22 protein-coding genes are annotated in these 17737 nt (G+C 67.1%); 11 read left to right on the top strand and 11 right to left on the bottom strand.

The genetic code is table 11. The features are described from left to right. Positions 1 to 10: 10 nt before the first annotated feature. The 4 genes from EV192_RS55160 to EV192_RS48340 are packed head-to-tail and all read right to left on the bottom strand — an operon-like array spanning position 11 to position 2992. Positions 11 to 523 (bottom strand): site-specific integrase, encoded by a 513-nt coding sequence (locus EV192_RS55160; protein ID WP_207926866.1) that lies wholly within the window; start codon positions 521 to 523, stop codon positions 11 to 13. Beyond that, on the bottom strand, positions 520 to 1587 hold the full coding sequence (locus EV192_RS55155) for a hypothetical protein (RefSeq protein ID WP_207926864.1): 1068 nt from the start codon (positions 1585 to 1587) through the stop codon (positions 520 to 522). Before EV192_RS55155 ends, EV192_RS55160 begins: the two co-directional genes overlap by 4 nt. Further along, entirely contained in the window at positions 1587 to 1919 is a 333-nt protein-coding gene (locus tag EV192_RS48345) for a helix-turn-helix domain-containing protein (protein WP_132125531.1), read from the bottom strand. The genes EV192_RS55155 and EV192_RS48345 overlap by 1 nt, the downstream gene beginning before the upstream one ends. After that, positions 1916 to 2992 (bottom strand): tyrosine-type recombinase/integrase, encoded by a 1077-nt coding sequence (locus EV192_RS48340; RefSeq protein WP_132125530.1) that lies wholly within the window; start codon positions 2990 to 2992, stop codon positions 1916 to 1918. The genes EV192_RS48345 and EV192_RS48340 overlap by 4 nt, the downstream gene beginning before the upstream one ends. A gap of 475 nt (positions 2993 to 3467) precedes the next feature. Between EV192_RS48340 and EV192_RS56540 the strand changes: the two genes are divergently transcribed. The 7 genes from EV192_RS56540 (at position 3468) to EV192_RS48310 (ending at position 9344) form a co-directional block, all read left to right on the top strand. Beyond that, positions 3468 to 4034, top strand: a complete 567-nt coding sequence (locus tag EV192_RS56540) for a hypothetical protein (protein WP_243727553.1) — start codon at positions 3468 to 3470, stop codon at positions 4032 to 4034. Continuing rightward, the gene (locus EV192_RS57605; RefSeq protein WP_424923447.1) at positions 3941 to 4153 is read left to right on the top strand and encodes a transposase; all 213 of its coding nucleotides are present in this window, start codon (positions 3941 to 3943) and stop codon (positions 4151 to 4153) included. The genes EV192_RS56540 and EV192_RS57605 overlap by 94 nt, the downstream gene beginning before the upstream one ends. Positions 4154 to 4605: 452 nt before the next feature. Beyond that, positions 4606 to 5559 carry a hypothetical protein gene (locus tag EV192_RS48330; protein WP_132125529.1) on the top strand — a complete coding sequence of 318 codons (954 nt, stop codon included), beginning with the start codon at positions 4606 to 4608 and terminating at the stop codon, positions 5557 to 5559. A gap of 191 nt (positions 5560 to 5750) precedes the next feature. Then, positions 5751 to 6209: a MarR family winged helix-turn-helix transcriptional regulator gene (locus EV192_RS48325; RefSeq protein WP_132125528.1), complete on the top strand. Its 459-nt coding sequence runs from the start codon at positions 5751 to 5753 to the stop codon at positions 6207 to 6209. Between the two features lie 15 nt (positions 6210 to 6224). Then, the gene (locus EV192_RS48320) at positions 6225 to 6998 is read left to right on the top strand and encodes a haloalkane dehalogenase (protein ID WP_243727552.1); all 774 of its coding nucleotides are present in this window, start codon (positions 6225 to 6227) and stop codon (positions 6996 to 6998) included. 545 nt (positions 6999 to 7543) lie between these two features. Then, entirely contained in the window at positions 7544 to 8143 is a 600-nt protein-coding gene (folE, locus tag EV192_RS48315) for a GTP cyclohydrolase I FolE (RefSeq protein WP_132125527.1), read from the top strand. Between the two features lie 16 nt (positions 8144 to 8159). Further along, a complete protein-coding gene (locus EV192_RS48310) occupies positions 8160 to 9344 on the top strand; it encodes an NAD(P)/FAD-dependent oxidoreductase (protein WP_132125526.1) in 1185 nt (394 codons plus the stop codon). 6 nt (positions 9345 to 9350) lie between these two features. Here the strand turns inward: EV192_RS48310 and EV192_RS48305 are convergent, their stop codons facing one another. Then, positions 9351 to 10352 (bottom strand): 1-aminocyclopropane-1-carboxylate deaminase, encoded by a 1002-nt coding sequence (locus EV192_RS48305; protein WP_132125525.1) that lies wholly within the window; start codon positions 10350 to 10352, stop codon positions 9351 to 9353. Then, a complete protein-coding gene (locus tag EV192_RS48300; RefSeq protein ID WP_132125524.1) occupies positions 10349 to 10999 on the bottom strand; it encodes a GntR family transcriptional regulator in 651 nt (216 codons plus the stop codon). The genes EV192_RS48305 and EV192_RS48300 overlap by 4 nt, the downstream gene beginning before the upstream one ends. A gap of 74 nt (positions 11000 to 11073) precedes the next feature. Between EV192_RS48300 and EV192_RS48295 the strand changes: the two genes are divergently transcribed. Both EV192_RS48295 and def read left to right on the top strand, forming a co-directional pair. Beyond that, a complete protein-coding gene (locus tag EV192_RS48295) occupies positions 11074 to 11574 on the top strand; it encodes a winged helix-turn-helix domain-containing protein (RefSeq protein ID WP_207926862.1) in 501 nt (166 codons plus the stop codon). Next, on the top strand, positions 11556 to 12065 hold the full coding sequence (gene def / locus EV192_RS48290; RefSeq protein ID WP_132125522.1) for a peptide deformylase: 510 nt from the start codon (positions 11556 to 11558) through the stop codon (positions 12063 to 12065). Before EV192_RS48295 ends, def begins: the two co-directional genes overlap by 19 nt. Positions 12066 to 12242: 177 nt before the next feature. Here the strand turns inward: def and EV192_RS48285 are convergent, their stop codons facing one another. The 4 genes from EV192_RS48285 to EV192_RS48270 all read right to left on the bottom strand — a co-directional run bounded on the left by EV192_RS48285 (position 12243) and on the right by EV192_RS48270 (position 15677). Further along, complete coding sequence (locus tag EV192_RS48285) at positions 12243 to 13442, bottom strand: MFS transporter (protein WP_207926860.1); 1200 nt, start codon at positions 13440 to 13442, stop codon at positions 12243 to 12245. Positions 13443 to 13531: 89 nt separating this feature from the next. Beyond that, positions 13532 to 14272 carry a VOC family protein gene (locus tag EV192_RS48280; protein ID WP_132125521.1) on the bottom strand — a complete coding sequence of 247 codons (741 nt, stop codon included), beginning with the start codon at positions 14270 to 14272 and terminating at the stop codon, positions 13532 to 13534. Between the two features lie 218 nt (positions 14273 to 14490). Continuing rightward, positions 14491 to 15249, bottom strand: coding sequence for a maleylpyruvate isomerase N-terminal domain-containing protein (locus EV192_RS48275; RefSeq protein ID WP_132125520.1), 759 nt, complete (start codon positions 15247 to 15249; stop codon positions 14491 to 14493). Continuing rightward, positions 15246 to 15677 (bottom strand): SAV_6107 family HEPN domain-containing protein, encoded by a 432-nt coding sequence (locus EV192_RS48270; RefSeq protein ID WP_132125519.1) that lies wholly within the window; start codon positions 15675 to 15677, stop codon positions 15246 to 15248. The genes EV192_RS48275 and EV192_RS48270 overlap by 4 nt, the downstream gene beginning before the upstream one ends. Before the next feature lie 196 nt (positions 15678 to 15873). Here EV192_RS48270 and EV192_RS48265 point away from each other — a divergent pair, with 196 nt between their 5' ends. Both EV192_RS48265 and EV192_RS48260 read left to right on the top strand, forming a co-directional pair. Continuing rightward, positions 15874 to 16389 (top strand): YbaK/EbsC family protein, encoded by a 516-nt coding sequence (locus EV192_RS48265; RefSeq protein WP_207926868.1) that lies wholly within the window; start codon positions 15874 to 15876, stop codon positions 16387 to 16389. Between the two features lies 1 nt (position 16390). Next, positions 16391 to 16954 carry a GNAT family N-acetyltransferase gene (locus tag EV192_RS48260; protein ID WP_132125518.1) on the top strand — a complete coding sequence of 188 codons (564 nt, stop codon included), beginning with the start codon at positions 16391 to 16393 and terminating at the stop codon, positions 16952 to 16954. A gap of 49 nt (positions 16955 to 17003) precedes the next feature. On the opposite strand, the gene EV192_RS48255 is transcribed toward EV192_RS48260, so the two are convergent. After that, entirely contained in the window at positions 17004 to 17570 is a 567-nt protein-coding gene (locus tag EV192_RS48255) for a hypothetical protein (protein WP_132125517.1), read from the bottom strand. Positions 17571 to 17737 lie beyond the last annotated feature (167 nt).

The following is a 17737-nucleotide window of genomic DNA, read 5'->3' as shown; positions in this document are numbered from 1 at the left end:
GGGTTCGTGGTCAACTGTGGGGGTCGTGTTGTTCGGCGGGCGTGTCCAGGAGTTGTCGTGCTGCGGCGGCGTAGCGGATGGCGGTGCCGGGGCTGAGGCCGAACACGGCCGCGAGGTGGAGCGGATCGGGGCCGTGGGTAAGTGATTCCTCCAGTTGGCGGTCGGCGTGGAGCCGGTCGAGGGTGGCTTCGAGGCCCCAGAATGCTTTGGTGATCCAGACTCTGCCGACGGGGCAGGTGCGCACGGCGGTCAGGCGGTTGATCAGCAGGTGGGGGTTTGCGGTGTTGGGCCAGGTCGCGCGTCGGTAGTCCAGCCAGTCGAGTAGGGCCTCGTGGGTGAGGTCGTCGAGGGGGCGGGTGCGGCCGGCGACGGTGAGTCGGCGGTTGCCGAGGTCGATGTCGTCGATGAGGAGTTGGCCGATGTCAGTGGTGCGGGCGGCGTGGATGGCGGCCAAAGCCAGGGTGAGGCGGGTGGCCGGTGTGGTCGCGGCGGCGGCCGCTTCAGCGATGTCGTTGTCTGTCAAGGGTGGGAGTGCGTGATAGTTGCTGTGTCCGATACGCAGACGCGCGGTCGGGTCGCGGAAGATCGCGCTGTTCTTCTTGCAATGCCGGAAAGTGATCGCAGGGCGTAGAGGGTGTGGTGCCGTGTGTTGCCCTGTAAAGAGTGTGAGATCTCGTGGATGTCGTCGCGGGTGACTTCCCTCAGGTGGTGATAGTCGTGGGACCAGGTGAGCAGGATCGGTCGGACGGCACCGAGGTAGCCCCAGACTGTGCTGATATTGCGGGGATGGGTGCGTGGGCCACCGGTGTGCAGGGTGCGGATCCATTCCTCGGTGGCCTCGCGGATGCCGGGGGCGAGGACGTCGAGTTTGCGCTCCAACCAAGTTTCGAAGGCGGGGACGCGGTCGTCGTTGAGTAGTCCGAGCTGATCGAGGACCTCGGCGATGCGGCCTCGATGGCGGACGGCGGGCAACAGTTCGGAGTAGCGGATCTTGTCCTCACCGGTGTGGTTGGACAGCAACACAACCATGCCTTCATCGATCCTCTTGGCGAGGTCGTGGGACCAGCCGCGGGCTTCGCCGAGGGCGCGGGCGGCGCGGCGAGCGCGGATGACAGCCGGGTTATTCAAATCGGCATGCTGGCGACGGTCAAAGCGCCGGTAATCGCGGCGTAGGTCGAGGGCCAACTGGAGCTGGATGCCGTCCGGTGCTGCCTCCGACGGTGGGATTGCGGCCGGTTTGGAACGCACCTTCCGGGTGCCGAGCTTACCCAGCCGCACTCGGCCCGGGACGCGATAGTGGTCCCGGTGCATCCGGGCGAAGAACAATTGCTGGTGGCGCACCCCGCGGAGGAACGTCTCCGAGACGGTGGGCTTGCCTGCCGCTTTGGCGTCCTCCAGGGCTTGCAGCCAGCATAACCGGCAGTAGTCCTGTTTGATCGCGACGATCCGGTGGCAGGCCGCGCACTGGCCGGCGGGGTGAAGGTTGTGGAAAGTGTAGCAGGCGCGGCAGCAGCATCCGGGCAATACACCCCAGGCGAAGCATTCCGCGCACGTGGCCGCTGGCTTGGTCGGTGAGATGCCGCCCATCAGACTGGTGGCAGCGATCGTCCATCGCGGCGTTTGGGCACCACCAGCGGCCCTGTTGCCGTCGCCGATGCAGCGGCCTGCGCCACGTTGTTGGTGTCGGCCGGGCGGGTGACCTTGGCGGGCTCGGGAATGAGCAACTCGCCGATCTCGCAGCCGAGCACGACGCAGATGATGTCGAGGTCGTCGAGTTTGATGCTGGCTGGATTACCAGACCACAGCCCAGACATCTTGCCGGCACTGATAATCAGGCCGTGGTCGGCCAGCATGCGTTGCAGTTGGCTGGCCTTCCAGATACTGCGGTTGGCCGCCGCCAGCCGGAGATTCCACTTCATGTCAGCAGTCCTTCCAGACGCTGGGCGGCGCGTTGCTGTCCGGCTATCCAGGCGTCTTCAACATGGGTGCGGTGGACGTGGATGTACTGCATGGTGGTGGCCACCCAGACATGACCGAGTGCCTCTTGGATGGCGATCAAATCCATGCCCTGTAAGTAAAGTTGGCTCGCGCAGAAGTGCCGCAGGACATGTGGGGTGAGTTTGTTCGACCAGTCCGGCAGGTGGTTCTCGGCGGCCTCGGCCAGCGCGGCCCGCAGGGCTTCGGTGCCCACCCGGGTTGCCGAACCGTCGGTGTTCCTCCGTTCAGAGGGAAACAGTGCCGAACCGTGTCGGTTGTGGTCATCCCCGAAGTGCCCCCAGACGTCCTCGACGAACCAGCGCAGCGTCCGCCCGGCATCGTTGATCAGTGGCACCATGCGTTCGCGGGGCCCGCTGCCGCGGGCGCCCTTTCCCTTACGGACATGGAGTTTGCCGAATCTGCCCAGGTCCCACTTGACGTCGGCCAGGTCGAGACTGCGGGCCTCATTGACCCGCAACCCGACCTCGGCCATCAGCCGGGCCGCGGCATAGTTACGGGCGACCGGCGCGAATTTCTGGCAGGTCACCAACTCCTGCCGCCAGCAGGCGAACAACTGCTCGACTTGTCCAGCACTGGGCGGGATTCGCAGCGACGCTCCCTGCTGACCACGGGGCCGATTCATCTCATCGATCGGGCACTCCACGACCCGGCCGGTCAGCTGGTGGATCTCGACTTTGTGCCGCAACTCCAGGAACGCGAAGTAGGTTTTGAGTGCCTGTGCTCGGGCCAGCCTGGTGTTCTTCGCCGCCGCACGCAGCGCCTTGCCGAAGTAGGTGTCGGCATCAGCCGGTTCCATCTCCCACAAAGGCCGGTCGAACCAGGCCCGTATCTGCTCCAAGTGCATGACATCGGAGCGGATCGTGCTGTCCGCCAGCCCGGCGGCTGCCCGGGCCAGCACGAACCCGGACAGCACGTCGGTCTCGAACTCCGCTAACTCCTCCGGACTTGCTGGCGCCCGCGCCTCCCGCAGATCCCGCACCACCGCCAGACCCACCCACGCCTCCTCACCTTCAGGCTGATCACCCGACTCTCGACCTGATCGAGATCGGCTCAGAAATCGTGAAGTTGAGTCAGAAGGGGGTGAGATCACCCGAACGAGTCAGAACACCCTGGTCCAGAGACAGAAGGGAACACGAAGACCTCAAGGAACTCGGGGGTTATTTCATATGATCAACGCGGTCACCCAACCGCCGCGTCGATGTGCTGCCCGACCGCAAGGCCGCCACCCTGGCCGGCTGGCTGCGCGAGCACCCGGCATTCAGGTGGTGTGTCGTGATGGCTCGGCAGCCTATGCCGAGGCCATCCGCCAGGCCGCGCCCACCGCGTCCAGGCCAGTGACCGGTGGCATCTGTGGCACAACCTGGCCGCCGCGGTGGAGAAATGCGTCGTGGCCCACGCCGTGTGCTGGAACACCACACCCCGCCCCCACGGTTCGGTGCAGGCCGCGCACGAGAGAGAGGTTCGCCGCCGTGCACGACCTGCTCGCACACGGCGTCGGGCTGCTGGAATGCGCTCGGCGCCTGGGCTGGGCGTTGAACACCGTCAAACGCTACGCCCGCGCGCGCAACGTTCAGGAGTTGCTGCGTCCGCCGCGTTACGGCACTTGCCTGGTCGACCCGCACCGTGATGTGGTCCGGTGCCGCCTGACCGAACAGATTCCGGTCACCCGGGTCCTCGCCGAGATCCGCGAGCGGGGCTACACCGGCAGCGCCAACCTGCTGGTGCGCTACATCAACCAGGGCCGCGCCGACCCCGAGCGGGTCTCGCCCTCGCCACGCCGCCTGGTGTCCTGGATCATGACCAGGCCGGCTGACCTGCCCGAGCACACCCGCCGTCACCTGGCCGACCTGACCGCCAACTGCCCGGAGATGACCACGCTTTCCACTCGGGTGCGCGAATTCGCCGCCATACTGACCCAGCGCCGCGGCCAGGATCTCGCCGCCTGGATCAGCACCACCAGGGCCGACGCGTTGCCGGCTTCGACTCCTACCTCAACGGGCCGCAGAAAGACTGGGACGCCACCGTCGCCGGCCTGATTCTGCCCTACAGCAACGGGCCGACCGAGGGCGTCAACACGAAGATCAAAATGCTCAAGCGCCAGACCTACGGGAAAGCCAGCTTCTCCTTGCTACGCAAGCGGATACTACTCAACTAGACCACTGGGCTCCGACAGCAGAGCCAAATCGACGACCACCAAGACACAACCGCGTCCGCGCTGCCCATCAAGTTGATCACGCAATCACCGACAGAGCCGAACTTTTACAGTCCATGAAGATCAGCAAATGCCGAAGACCCGCTGAGCCCATTGGCAATGACGGCAGGAGCGGATCTGCCCGGCGTGCAGCGGTTCGGCGCTGGAACCGTTCCCGTCAACTTGGCGGACACGCCCAGACGCGGCCGGGTTGATCACTTGGTGGTGAATGGGGCTGCACTGTCGTCCAAGCGGATCACCACACTGCTTTGTAGAAGACAGCCATCTGGTTCCGCACAGTTGTATCCCGTTGAAAAGTATTGACAAAACACTTGAACAGCGGTGTTCGAGCTCGCGGTAACGAACCGGGCGGGTTACCGATGGGGTGGAGTGTCCGTGCGTTGTCTGGAGGGTTGATGACCGAGAACTCGTCGGCCGGTTTGTTCATGTTCAGGCCGGAGGTCACCGTTACTGTGACTCGCGAGGAGCATCACCAGTCCGCGCTGTCTCGGTATCGGGTTGGTGCTGGAGCTTCACGGCGGGTGGCTGTCCAGCTCGCTTGGTGCACAATCGGATCAGGCAAGTACAAGGGGGAACGGGCGATCGAGGTACGGCTCGACGGGGAGCGGGTCGGCGAGTTGACTTATGCGATGTCACAACGCTATGGCTTGCTGTTGGACACTGTGGCGGGTCGCGGTGGGCGTGCGGGCTGTGAGGCTTCGGTCTTCCTTGGCAAACGGGGCATTGAGATCGAACTGCTCCTCCCCCGCGACACGTCGGCGGCCTCAGTTGACGTTCCTAAGGTGACCATGGCAGCTGTTGACGCGTCAGCGACCACCGTGACTGTTACTGATGTGCCAACGCCTCGGGCCGATGTGGGCAAAGGAACCTTCGCGAAACAAAAGCCGGCGTGGATCACTGCCGGCGCCGTCGCGGTTGTGGCGTTCTTGGCCGCGATTGGGAGCCAGGACAACAAGCCAGCCCCCTCAAGTTCCAGCCCAGCGGTCAATTTCACCACTACGACAACATCGGCGACGGCGACAGCGACCATCGGGAACACAGCGCCAGCATCGACGATCCCGCAGTCCTCAGCTCCGCCGGAGACGAACACGTCGACAACCAAACCCCATGCCACCTCCCCTGCCAAGCAACCTCCTGCCGCACCACCGAAAACGAGCAGCACCACGGCGGAGGAACCGCCGGCGGGCAAGTGTGACCCGAACTACTCGGGCTGTGTCCCCATCGCGAGCGATGTCGACTGCGAAGGCGGCGGTGGCAACGGCCCCGCGTTCGTCAAGGGGCCGATCCGGGTGATCGGCAAGGACATCTACGACCTCGACAGGGACCACAACGGAATCGCTTGCGAATAACCGCGTGGCGAGTGTTGACCCAGCCAAGGCAGCTTGGCGGTCCGATCCAGCACGGCGAGCACATGCGGCGCCACCGACTGTGGCCCCCAGGGACACCCGCTGGGTTCACCATGCTGACCGCCATCTGACGAGCTCTGCGTCCGGCCGGCGAGATACTAGCCATGACTACAGTAGCCATGTACTGTTTTTGCATGACCATCGCAGCGGCAGGGCCGACACCGGGCTACTTGGTGTGGCGGTTGTCCAACAAGTGGCGGGTCTCGGTCGATCGCGCACTGGTTTCGTTCGGGTTGACGCACGCTCAGTACGTGGTGCTGGCGTCGCTGTTCGGAATGGGCCGCGCTGGGCAGCAGCCCAGCCAGCGCGAACTCGCCGACCAGACCGGCCTTGAACCGTTGTACGTGTCCAAACTCGCCCGCACGCTGGAAGCGGACGGCCTCATCGAACGCACCCGGGACCCCGAGGACAGCCGCACCATGCGGTTGACTCTCACCGCCGCGGGTCGGGAAGCCGTTCAGCCGGCCATTGCGGTCGTTCAAGCGTTGCTGGACCGGCTGCTGGCGCCCCTTGGCGGTCGCAACAGCCCACGCACCAGGTCGTTCGTTCAGGACCTGACCGCGCTCCTGGACACATCCCTCGACCTGCACTGACCAAAGGAATCGATCATGCCCGAGATTCAGGTGCTCGACTCGACCATCCACTACCGGGACTCCGGGGAGGGCACCGCGTTCGTCTTCTTGCACGGCAATCCAGGATCGTCGTACCTATGGCGTAACGTCTTACCTGGCATCGGCCATGGTCGGCTGCTCGCGCCGGATCTCATCGGCATGGGACGGTCCGGCAAGCCTGCGATCGACTACACCTTCGACGACCATGCCCGCTATCTCGAGGCATGGTTCGACGCGCTCGACCTGGACCGCGTCGTCCTCGTCGGACATGACTGGGGTGGTGCGCTCGCCTTCGACTGGGCGGCGCGGCATCCCGACCAGGTGATCGGCGTGGCCTTTCTGGAAACCATTGTGAAACCGATCGAGTGGGACGAGGTGTCCCCGCAGGCACGCCAGCGAACCGAGATGATCCGCACTCCAGGTGCGGGCGAGGACCTCGTGCTCGACCAGAATTTGTTCGTGCGTCAGGCTTTCACCGGCGGCGTGCTCACTCCCGTGTCGGACGAGGTGTTGGCCGGGTATCTGGCTCCGTTCCCCACTCGGGAGAGTCGGCGGCCTGTTCTCGCGTGGGCTCGGCAGCTGCCGCTCGGGGGTGAACCGGCCGAACTGGTCGAGCGCATCGAGGTCTACGACAAGTGGCTGGCTTCGAGTACCGACGTGCCCAAGTTGTTGATGACTTTCAAGGGTTCGCCCACCCTGCTCATCGGTGAGGCGACGGCCGCCTGGTGTGCGGCCAACATCGCGGGCTCTCGACATCGTGCCTTGTGGTGACGCCGGGCACCATGCTCCGGAAGACCGCCCGGATCGGATCGCGGCCGAGATCTCCGCGTGGGCGGATCGGCATGGTCTTCGTTAGTGTCGAGTGATCACGCCGGTCGCCGCCGTGCTGTGAACCAGTTCACGATCAGCGCGACCAGTCCGTTTCGGACAATGACTCAAGAACCGTTGCGGCGTTGACCATTGCAGCATGCAACCAGCTGATGGCGCACCACCCAACCCGAACGCCTACCGGGTCGCGGGTTCGCCAGCCGCGACGCGATGGCGGTTCAGATGTCCGTTTCGGTGGGTTGGTGGATATTGGGGCGCGGTGCGGGTAACGCGGACACGGCGAAGGTCAGTGAGTGGCGGAACCTCGCATGGAGGTGTACATCCTGTGCGGTAGGTCGTTCTCCACCAGGGTGACCGTCGTGGTGTCCGGCCCCAGTCGCCCGGCAGAGTAACGGCAATCTCAGTATTCGTATTCTGCACGTCTTGACCACAGGATCGAATAAGACCAAGATTCGTTAGCGTAACTCAGTGAAGGTGAGGAGGCGCCGATGCACGTTCGAACGTCGCTGCGGGTGGTCCGCGCGCCGGGCACCGGGGTCGACCTCGCCGCCGCCGAACAGGCCGCCGCCGAGTTCCTCCGTGCCCTGGGCGTTGACCTGTCCGGCGAGAGTCTGCAGGGAACGCCTGGTCGGATGGCCCGAGCGTACGCCGAGCTGTTCACGCCCCGTGAGTTCGACCTGACCACGTTTCCCAACGACGAGAGGTACGACGAGCTCGTCCTCGCACGTGACATCCCGGTCAGGTCGGTCTGTGAGCACCACCTGTTGCCCTTCACCGGTGTCGCCCACGTCGGGTACCTGCCTGGCGAACGGATCGTCGGCCTGTCGAAGCTCGCGCGGGTGGTCGAGCACTTCGCGTGCCGTCCACAAGTGCAGGAGCGGCTTACCAAACAGGTCGCCGACTGGTTGCAGGAGGAGTTGCGTCCCCAGGGCGTGGGCGTCGTGATCGAAGCCGAACACTCGTGTATGACGTTGCGCGGCGTGCGCGCGGCCGGTGCGAACACAGTCACGTCCGCGCTGCTCGGCAGCCTGCGTGAAGACGCCCGGTCACGCCAGGAGTTCTTCGCGTTGAGCGGCGCACGAGCCTGAGTGAGAGGATGCTTCCGTGACCACCTTCGTCATCGTCGGCGGCGGCCTGGCCGGGGCCAAAGGCGCCGAAGCCCTGCGCGACCAAGGCTTTGACGGCGACATCGTGCTACTCGCCGAAGAAGCGAACCGCCCGTACGAACGTCCGCCGCTGTCCAAGGACTATCTGATGGGCAAGGCGGAGCGGGAAAGCGTTTTCGTCCACGACAAGGGCTGGTACGCCGACCACGACGTCGACCTGCGCGTGGGGATCGCGGCGACGGCCATCGACCGCGCGTCCCACGAGGTACGTCTTTCGGACGGCACGTCGGTCGGGTACACCAAGCTGCTGCTGGCCACCGGCTCCAGTCCTCGCCAGCTTCCCGGTGCCGAGGACGCCCTGTACCTGCGCCGGGTAGAGGACTCCGAACGGATCAAGGCCGCCATCACCGTCGCCAAGCGGTTGATCGTGATCGGCGCGGGGTGGATCGGTTTGGAAGTCACCGCCGCGGCGCGGACCGCCGGCGTCGAGGTCACCGTGCTCGAGGCCGCGGAGCTGCCGTTGCTCGCGGCGATCGGCCCCGAGGTCGCCCGGGTCTTCGCCGACCTGCACACCGCCAACGGCGTCGACCTCCGCTTCGGGGTGCGGGTGGACCAAGTGACGGCCGGCAGTGTTCGGCTCGCCGACGGCACTGTGATCGACGCCGACGCCGTGGTGGTCGGGATCGGTGCCGCTCCGAACGTGTCGTTGGCCCAGGACGCGGGGCTGGACTTGGACAACGGCGTGCTCGTCGACTCCGCGCTGCGCACGTCCGACCCGGACATCTTTGCCGCAGGCGACATCGCCGACCAGCTGCATCCGTTGCTGGGCAAGCGAGTCCGGGTGGAGCACTGGGCGAACGCGCTCAACCAGCCGGCCGTGGCCGCGACCGGGATGCTCGGCGGCGACGCCGCGTACGAGGAACTGCCGTACTTCTACACCGACCAGTACGACCTCGGCATGGAGTACGTCGGCGACATCCGCGGGTACGACCGGGTGCTGTTCCGCGGTGACGTGCCCAAGCGGGAGTTCATCGCCTTCTGGCTCAAGGACAACCGCGTGCTGGCAGGGATGAACGTGAACATCTGGGACGTCGTCGACCCGATCAAGGCACTGATCAGGTCCGGCCACACCGTCGACCCGGACCGCCTGGCCGATCCAGGTGTCCCGTGGGATGATCTCTGACGACTGTCAGAAATCCAAGGCGCTGTAGGCGTTCAGGGCGGGCTGGCCGCCGAGGTGGGCGTAGAGGACCGTTGAGTCGCGGGCTATCTCGCCGTTCGCGACCAGGTCGATCAGGCCGGCCATGGACTTTCCCTCATAGACCGGGTCGGTGACCATCGCCTCCAGTCTGGCCGCGAGTTTCATGGCCTCGACCGTCTGGTCGTCCGGGATTCCGTATGTGCCGGCGTGGTAACGGTCATCCAGTTCGACGTCGGTGTCGGTGACCGTCGTTCCGATGAGGTCGGCGGTGTTCTTCGCGACCTGACGGACCACTTCGAGGGTCTCCGCCGGCTTGGCCGAGCCGTCGATGCCGATCACCCGACGCCGGCGGTCCTGCCCGGCGAATCCGGCGACCATACCGGCCTGGGTGCTGCCGGACACCGAGCACACCACGATCGTGTCGAAGAACAGGCCCAGCTCTTCCTCCTGGTGCAGGACCTCCTCGGCCCAGCCGGCGAAGCCGAGGCCACCGAGCGGGTGCAGTGACGCGCCGGCCGGAATCGGGTACGGCTTGCCGCCGGAGTCCTCCACGTCCTGGATCGCGCGCCGCCACGACTCCCTGAACCCGATGCTGAACTCGGACTGGACGACCCGGACGTCCGCGCCCATCATGCGACTGAGCTGGATGTTGCCCACCCGGTCGTACCCAGGGTCGGTCCAGTCCACCCAGGTTTCCTGTACCAGCACGCATTTCAGGCCGGCGCGCGCGGCCGCGGCGGCGACCTGCCTGGTGTGGTTGGACTGCACGCCACCGATCGACACCAAGGTGTCGCAGCCTTGGGCGAGCGCGTCCGCGATCAGGTACTCCAGCTTGCGGGTCTTGTTGCCGCCGAAAGCGAGTGGGGAGTTGCTGTCCTCGCGCTTCGCCCAGATCTGCGCGCCACCAAGGTGTGCGGTCAGCCGCAGAAGCGGGTGCAGCGGCGACGGCCCGTACAGCAGCGGGTAGCGGTCGAAATCCTTGAGGGTCACGGTTGTTCCTCCAGAATGGTGGCCAGGTTGGCCCAGTTCTCCTCGGCGAGCGCGGCCGCGCGGTCCACTTCGCCGGCTTCGCACGCCGCGATGATCCGTTCGTGCATGGGCGCCGAGTCGCGGCCGGACGGGGAACCGAAATACATGCGTTCGCCGCGGTGCAGCAACGGGGTGTATCGACGGATGGTCGCGGCGATCGCGCCGTTTCCGCTGGCGCGCACGAGAACGTCGTGGAACGCGTCGTCGTAGGTCATGGCCTCGTCAAGGGCGCCGCTGTCCACCGCGGCCGCGAACTTCAGGTTCGCCGCTCGCATCTCGTCCGCGTGCTCCGCGGTGAGTATTGGGACCGCGAGCCGCGTGGCCAGCGCGTGCAAGGTCTGTACGACTTCCAAAGCGTCACGAACCGCACGTGCGTCGAGCGGCGTGACACGGGTATAGCTGTGCGGCTTGGTTTCGATCAGGCCTTCGTCCACCAGCGTCGCCAACGCCTCCCGCACTGGTGTGCGCGACAGGCCCAAGCGGCTCGCCAGCTCCATGTCCTTCACCGGCGTGCCCGGTGCCAGCTCGCCGGTGACGATCGCACGCCGGATGGCACCGAGCGCCCGTTCCCTCAGCAGCGCTCGGTCCAGCCGGCCAATATATTGCATTTCAGTAGCCTATCAACCCAGGTCAAGCCATGGTTCCCTGGCGAACGGACTTTGCAAAGCGTAGACTTTGCAAAGTGCCCCCACCGGATCACCCGATTCGCGGCGAACTGCTCGATCTGCTGCGTGAGCGGGACACCGTCACCGCGACCGAGGCAGCCAGGCAACTCGGCCACAGCTCCGGGCTTTGTTCGTTCCACCTGCGCCAACTCGCCCGCTACGGCTATGTGGAGGAGGTCGACACGTCGGACGGCCGAGTCCGGCCGTGGCGTCTGACCCGCGCGCCGGAAGGTCCGGATCTCGGCCTGCTGGCTCGCGAACTGGAGGACGAGGGCTACCGGCGCTGGCTGCAGCAGAAGCACACCGCGCCGGAGGAATGGGCCGCCGATGAGGCCTTCAGTTCCGTGCTGTACCTCGACCCCAAGGAGTTGAGTGAGGTGGGCGCCCAGATCCGCGCGCTGCTCGCCAAGTACGCCACCCGTGAACCCACTCCCACCGCGCGACCCGTGGCCGCCGTCGCGCGGTTGTTCCCGTTGCTGCCAGTGGAGGAAAGGACGTCATGGCCGTCCGAGAGTTGAGGTATCTCGGCGACCCGGTGCTCAGCACCGCCGCCGACCCGGTCATCCGGTTCGACCACAGGCTGCGGGCCGTGGTGGACGATCTGATGGACACCGTCCTGCTCCCCGGCCGCGCCGGTCTGGCCGCGCCCCAGATCGGCATCGGACTGCGTGTTTTCAGCTACAACGTCGGCGGGCTGCACGGTTACGTCGTCAACCCGGAACTGGTGGACGTCTCGACCGAGACCCAGGACGGCCCAGAAGGCTGCTTGTCCGTGCCGGACCTGTGGTTCCCGACCGTCCGCGCGGCCGAGGCGACCGTGAAAGGTGTCGACACACGGAACAAACCGATCTCGGTGACCGGCACCAAGGAACTGGCCCGGTGCCTCCAGCACGAGACGGATCATCTCAACGGCATGCTCTACCTGGACCGGCTCGAACCCGACGTGCGCAAGGAGGCCATGCGGCAGGCTCGCAACTCGGAGTGGTTCTGGCGCGGCGAGGCCGGTTAGGAGACCGGCCGGAGACGGAAACAGGACGCGGCAAGGCAGGCGGCCGGTGCGACGAGCCGAGTCATCGGAACGGGGATCGCGACCGGGCGGGTGTTGGCGCCATCGGCCGGGTGACGTCGTGTTGTGGGTTGGCGTTGGGGGATTTGGTGCTTGGGTTTCGCTGTCGGGATCGTGGGTTCAGACCACGCGGTTGCGGCCGGCACCGAATCCGAAGCAGGACTGCACGCTGGCCGCGGCCAGCAGCATGATCATGGGGGCGACCCAGCCGTTCGTCGCGTCGTGGAGGGCGCCGAACACGACTGGGCCCAGGGTCGCGAAGAGGTAGCCGAAGGACTGGGCCATCCCGGACAGTGTCGCGGCGCTGTAGGAGTCGGCCGACCGGAGGGTGAAGAAGAGCAGGGCGAGCACGAAGCAGACGCCGCTGGCCAGACCGACGATGACCACCCACAGCACCGCCAGGCCGGGCGCGAGCAGCAATCCCAGGTAGCCGGTGAAACTGAGCAGGGAGCCGCCGGCCGCCAGCAGACGTTGGTCCGGCAGTTTGTTGGCCACCAACGGGATCACCGCGCTCATCGAGACCCCGAGCACCTGCAGGACGAGCAGCAGCCAACCGCTGCTCTCCTCGCTCGCGCCTTGGCTGTGCAGGATCGTCGGGAACCAGGCGAGCACGATGTAGAACCCGAACGACTGCAGGCCCATGAACGCGGTCACCTGCCAGGCCAACGCCGAACGCCACGGTGTGCGGCGTGCGGTGTCGCTCGGGGTCACCACGTTGACCGGTGTCGACGAACGGTGGAACACCTGCGGCCCCCACACCGCGACCGTGACCAGCGCCAGCCCGGCGGTGCAGCCGAGGGCCATCCGCCAGCCGCCGGACAGGGTGCCGGCCAGGGGTACCGCGAACCCACTGACGAGCGCGCCGACCAGCCCCATGGTCACGGAGTACAGGCTGGTCATCGGTGCCACGCGGTCCGGGAAGTCGCGTTTGAGCAGCGCGGGCAGCAGCACGTTGCCGACCGCTATCGACATTCCCAACAGGACAGTGCCCAGCCAGAGCAGACCGGTCACCGGCACCGAGCGCAGCAGGATCCCCGCTGTCAGGGTCACCATGGCCAGCCACAGCGACCGCTCCATGCCGACCCTGCGCGCCAGCCGCGGCACCTGTGGGGAGAACACCGCGAAAGTGAGCAACGGTAACGCGCTGAGCAACCCCGCCTGGCCGGCGGACATGCCCTCGTCGCGGCGGATCGTCTCCAGCAACGGCCCGACCGAGGTGATCGCGCCGCGCAGGTTCGCCGCCACCAACAGGATTCCGGCAATGAGCAACGCTCGCCGCGCGGTCACTACGCCGGTGCCCGACACCGCCACAGCACTCATCGTCGCCGCCTTACCTCAACCGTCGCACGAAGGATCATCCTATGTGTGCGTCAACCACACGTAGGATCATCTTCGGTCACAGCGAGGAATCAGCGTGTAGTCAGGATGCAGTATTCATTATCCGCCGGATCGACCATCACCTCCCAAGGGACGTTCCCTTGCCCGATATCGGCCCGTCGCGACCCCAAGGCCATCAGCCGATCCACCGCGGCTTCCTGGGAGTCCCCCGGGTACGGCGCCACGTCCAGATGCAGACGGTTCTGGACGGTCTTCGGGCCGTGTTCCGGCAGGAACTCCAGCCACGGACCGCGCCCGTTCGACGGCACCAGGCCAACGAAGTCGCCCTCCGGCACAATGACCTTCTTGCCGACGCTCCACCCGGTCGCCACGCTCCAGAAACCGGCCAGTGCGACGGGATCCGGGGCCTCGACGACCACCGCGGCGAGCGCACCCGAGTTCTGATAGTCCTCGCGTGGTTCAAGAACACAGAACTCGTTGCCCTCCGGGTCGGCCATCACCTCCCAGGGCACATCACGCTGACCGATGTCAACGGACCGGGCGCCGAGATCCCGGGCTCGCTCGACGATCGCGGCCTGGTCCGCCGCTGACGCGCTGGCCAGATCCAGGTGGATCCGGTTCTGGCCGCTCTTGGCCGTGGGGGCGAGGTCGAACGACAGGTCCAGTGGCCAGCCCTGGTCCGCGGGCGCGCTGACCTCGACCTCGTCCGGTGCCTCGCGCGCGATCGGCCAGCCCAACAACGCCGACCAGAACCTGGCGAGTCCGGGCAGGTCGGTGGCGGCGATGACGATGTTGACGAGTCGAGTGGCCATGCCAGGCACGTTAGCGGCAGCCACCGACAAAAAGGACCGGCACAGCCGGGCAGGCACAGCCGGGCAGGCACAGCCGGGCAGGCACAGCCGGGCAGGCACAGCCGGGCAGGCACAGCCGGGCAGGCACAGCCGGGCGGCCGCGGTCCGGCACGGACACCGCGGCCGCCCGACGATCCAGTGCTGGTTCCCGATTCGCTGGACAAGCAGAACCCGCAGAACTAGCGGGTGGCCATTCTCAGCAAGGCCCACATCTGGTTGATCGCCTCAGGACTCCTTTCTTTCCGCACCGCGCCTTCGGGCAGGCGGCCCCACAGCCATCGGTAGACCTTTGGCGGAAGGCCGTGGACCACCGCGTCGGCGCGGTCGAGCTCGGTCAGCGGGACGCGCCATGCCGCTATCCCGCCCGTTGTGATGCGGACCAGCCAGGCGTTGTCGCCGGTGGTCACCGCGACCGACCCGTCCCTGGCGCCGACCACGCCCTGGACGGTCAGCCGGTGGCCGAGCCACAGGGTGAGGATCTCGTCCACGCCGTCGACCGCGATGTCGTCGTCGACGTCGGCGACTGGTTGGCCGACCGCCTCTTGGACGTCGCCGCGGTGGATGGCTGTCTCGTGGGCTACTCGGCGGCGCCAGAACCCGTATGTCGAGTCCGCCGCCCACCAGGTGGAGCAGGGCTCCGCCGGGTCGTGTCTGGCCAGTTCGTCGACCAGCGCGCGGGCTCCGCTGGTGACGAAGTCACGCAAGGACTGCAACGGGCCCGGTTCGCGTTGCCACGACGCCGGTGAGTCGCCCGTGCGGATCCATTCCAGTGTCATCCGGTACACGCTGCCCACGTGCCTGGCCGTTTCCCCGACGGTCAGGCCTGGTGCGTGTGGGACCCGCAGCTCGGGCCGGGCATCGTCGACGGTCTCGGCCAGCACGGTGGCCTCGATGTCGAGCGTGTCCAGCAGGCGGTCGTAGTCGACTAACGCCTTCACCCCGGGACGACCCGGGCGATCAGGCCGATGAACTGGCCGGCCTGGTGCACGAGGTCGTCCGCGGACCGGCTGGTGACCAGCCGGATCCGGCCGGCCTGCACGGCCGCGCGGGTCCGTGAGTGGGCGGCGAAGAACGCCGACCATTCGCGCAGCTCCGGCGCGACCGCCGGGAGCAGGGTCCACACGCTGGTGGGCCGGGCGTGGCCGCGGTGTGGCCGGCCGCGGTGCGCGAGCATCGCGGCGGCCGCCCGAAGTGCGGACATGTATGCCTGGGTGAACCGTTCCGCTGGCTCCTCCTCTGCTTCGGCCGCACGGAGTCCGCACTCGGCATGCTTCAACAACGCCGCAGGCGACCCGGACGGCAATGAATGTGCGCGCCTGTGCGAAGTCCCCCGATGGCCTCCAGGGACGTCGACGTGGGTAGTCATCTGGCCTCCTCACGCCCTCGAGGCGGTCACGGCGACCGCTTCGACATCCACCGTGGGGAAGCCGGTGGGCCCGGCGGCAAGGCGCTTCCCCCGCCCGGCCGCCGGGCAGACGTGTTCGACATCAAATCGAACACACGTTCGAGCATAACCCGGAGTTGGCGGGCTCTCAAGCAGTTCAGGCGCTGGTCATGGTGTGATTGCCCGCGTGACCCATCCGACCGTCGCCAAGTTCACCGCCGCCCTGCTCGAGGCGGGCATGACGCAGGAGGCGGACGGCATCCGCATCCTGACTGACGAGGTACGCACCGCGGCGCTCGCCGCGGACGCCCTGGGGGTGCCGGTCGGCGCGATCGCGAACAGCCTTGTGTTCAAGGCGGTCCATGGCGACCAGGTCGAGCCGCTGCTGGTCCTCACGTCAGGGGCGCATCGCGCGGATGTGTCCCGGCTCAAGGAGTTGACCGGCGCGGACCGGATCGACAAGGCCGACGCCCAGTTCGTCCGGGACCACACCGGGCAGCCGATCGGCGGTGTCGCACCGGCCGGGCACCAGCACCGGATCCGGACCCTGGTGGACAACCACCTGGCGACGTTCCCCGTGGTGTGGGCCGCGGCCGGCCACCCGAAGTCGGTGTATCCCACCACTTTCCCGCATCTGGCCGCGCTCACCGGGGGGACGGCTGCGGACGTTCGGCGCGAGGAGGATGATTCCTGACGTGACCGCGGTGCCATCGCACAGAAGCCAGCTCGTGGAGTTAACGGCCGACGGGCTGCGGTCGCGGCTGTACGAGGCGCTCGGCCTGTACGTCACGGCCATGGGCTATCCGAAGGGAACAGCTGAACAGCGCGCCCCGATGTGGCTCGCGCACATGCTGCGGGAGGGGTGGCGGTGCGTGGCCGCGCTCGACGCGGCCGACCGGCTGACCGGGATCTGCTACGGCTACCAGGGGTCACCCGGCCAGTGGTGGCACGAGCAGGTGCGACGCGGGGTGATCGAGTTCGACGGGCCGGGCCCGGCCGACGAGTGGATGTCGGACTACTTCGAGTTGACCGAACTGCACGTCCGGCCGGACAGCCAGGGCCAGGGCACGGGCGAGCACCTGCTGCGGCTGCTCATGGAGGGCGTGCCGAACGGCCGGGTGCTGTTGTCCACGCCGGAGGGCCGCACCAGGGCGTGGCGGCTGTACCGCCGCGTCGGGTTCGTCGACGTGCTGCGCAACTACCGGTTCGCGGGGGATCCACGGCCGTTCGCCGTGCTGGGCCGGACACTCCCCATGTAGCGAGCGGCCCTCGTGCGCGGAACTCACGAGGGCCGTTCGATGTACGAACTCAGGGTGCCGGAGGCAACGGCGGTGCCGGTGGTAGGGGAGGCAATGGCGGGACCGGCGGAGCAGCGGGCGGCGTCGGCAGGGTGGGCACCGGCAGGGTCGGCACGGTCAACGGGACCGGCAGGCACTTGGCGTCGTTCATCGCCGTGACCGCGGCGCCCAGCTTGGTGGTCGCGCTGGTTATGGCCTCGACGTCGGGCGGAACCGTGAGAGTGGCGCTGACCCCGCCCAGCACCGCGCTCAGCAGGTTCACCGTGGCCGGGAGGCACGCGTCCGCCGCGTCCCGAGCGGCCGGCGGCGGCGAGGTCGGGAGTTGCGGCAGGCAGCCGCCCTTCTGCGCGCCCATGATCGCGTTGTAGACGTCACCCAGCGCGACCTGGGTCTTGGCCGGGTCGGGCAGCGCGGACTTCAGTCCGTCCACGGCCGCGACCAGGGTTTGGACCGCCGGGGTGTCGGCGGTGCAGGCGGCCCGCAGTGGGTCGCTGTTCGCAGCCGCGGTGCTTGGCATCGCCACGGCGGCCAACCCCAGTGCTGCCAACGACAGCACCACGGGCAATCGTTTGGACATGCGGTCTCTCCTCGTGGTTTCCCGGCAAGAACGCCGGACCGACCGATCGTAATCGCCGTCACATAGGCGTTGACCTGCGAAGACGTCGTATTTCACCGCATCGTGGGACCCCGGTGGCGAAGCCGGCGACAAGTGGTTAGATGCGCTTCGCGTGCCGTCGACTGACA

It is taken from the genome of Actinocrispum wychmicini (assembly GCF_004345645.1).
In the GTDB taxonomy this organism is placed as follows: domain Bacteria; phylum Actinomycetota; class Actinomycetes; order Mycobacteriales; family Pseudonocardiaceae; genus Kibdelosporangium; species Kibdelosporangium wychmicini.
The sequence above is the reverse complement of the archived record's forward strand: the minus strand, read 5'-3'. Positions and strand labels throughout refer to the sequence as shown.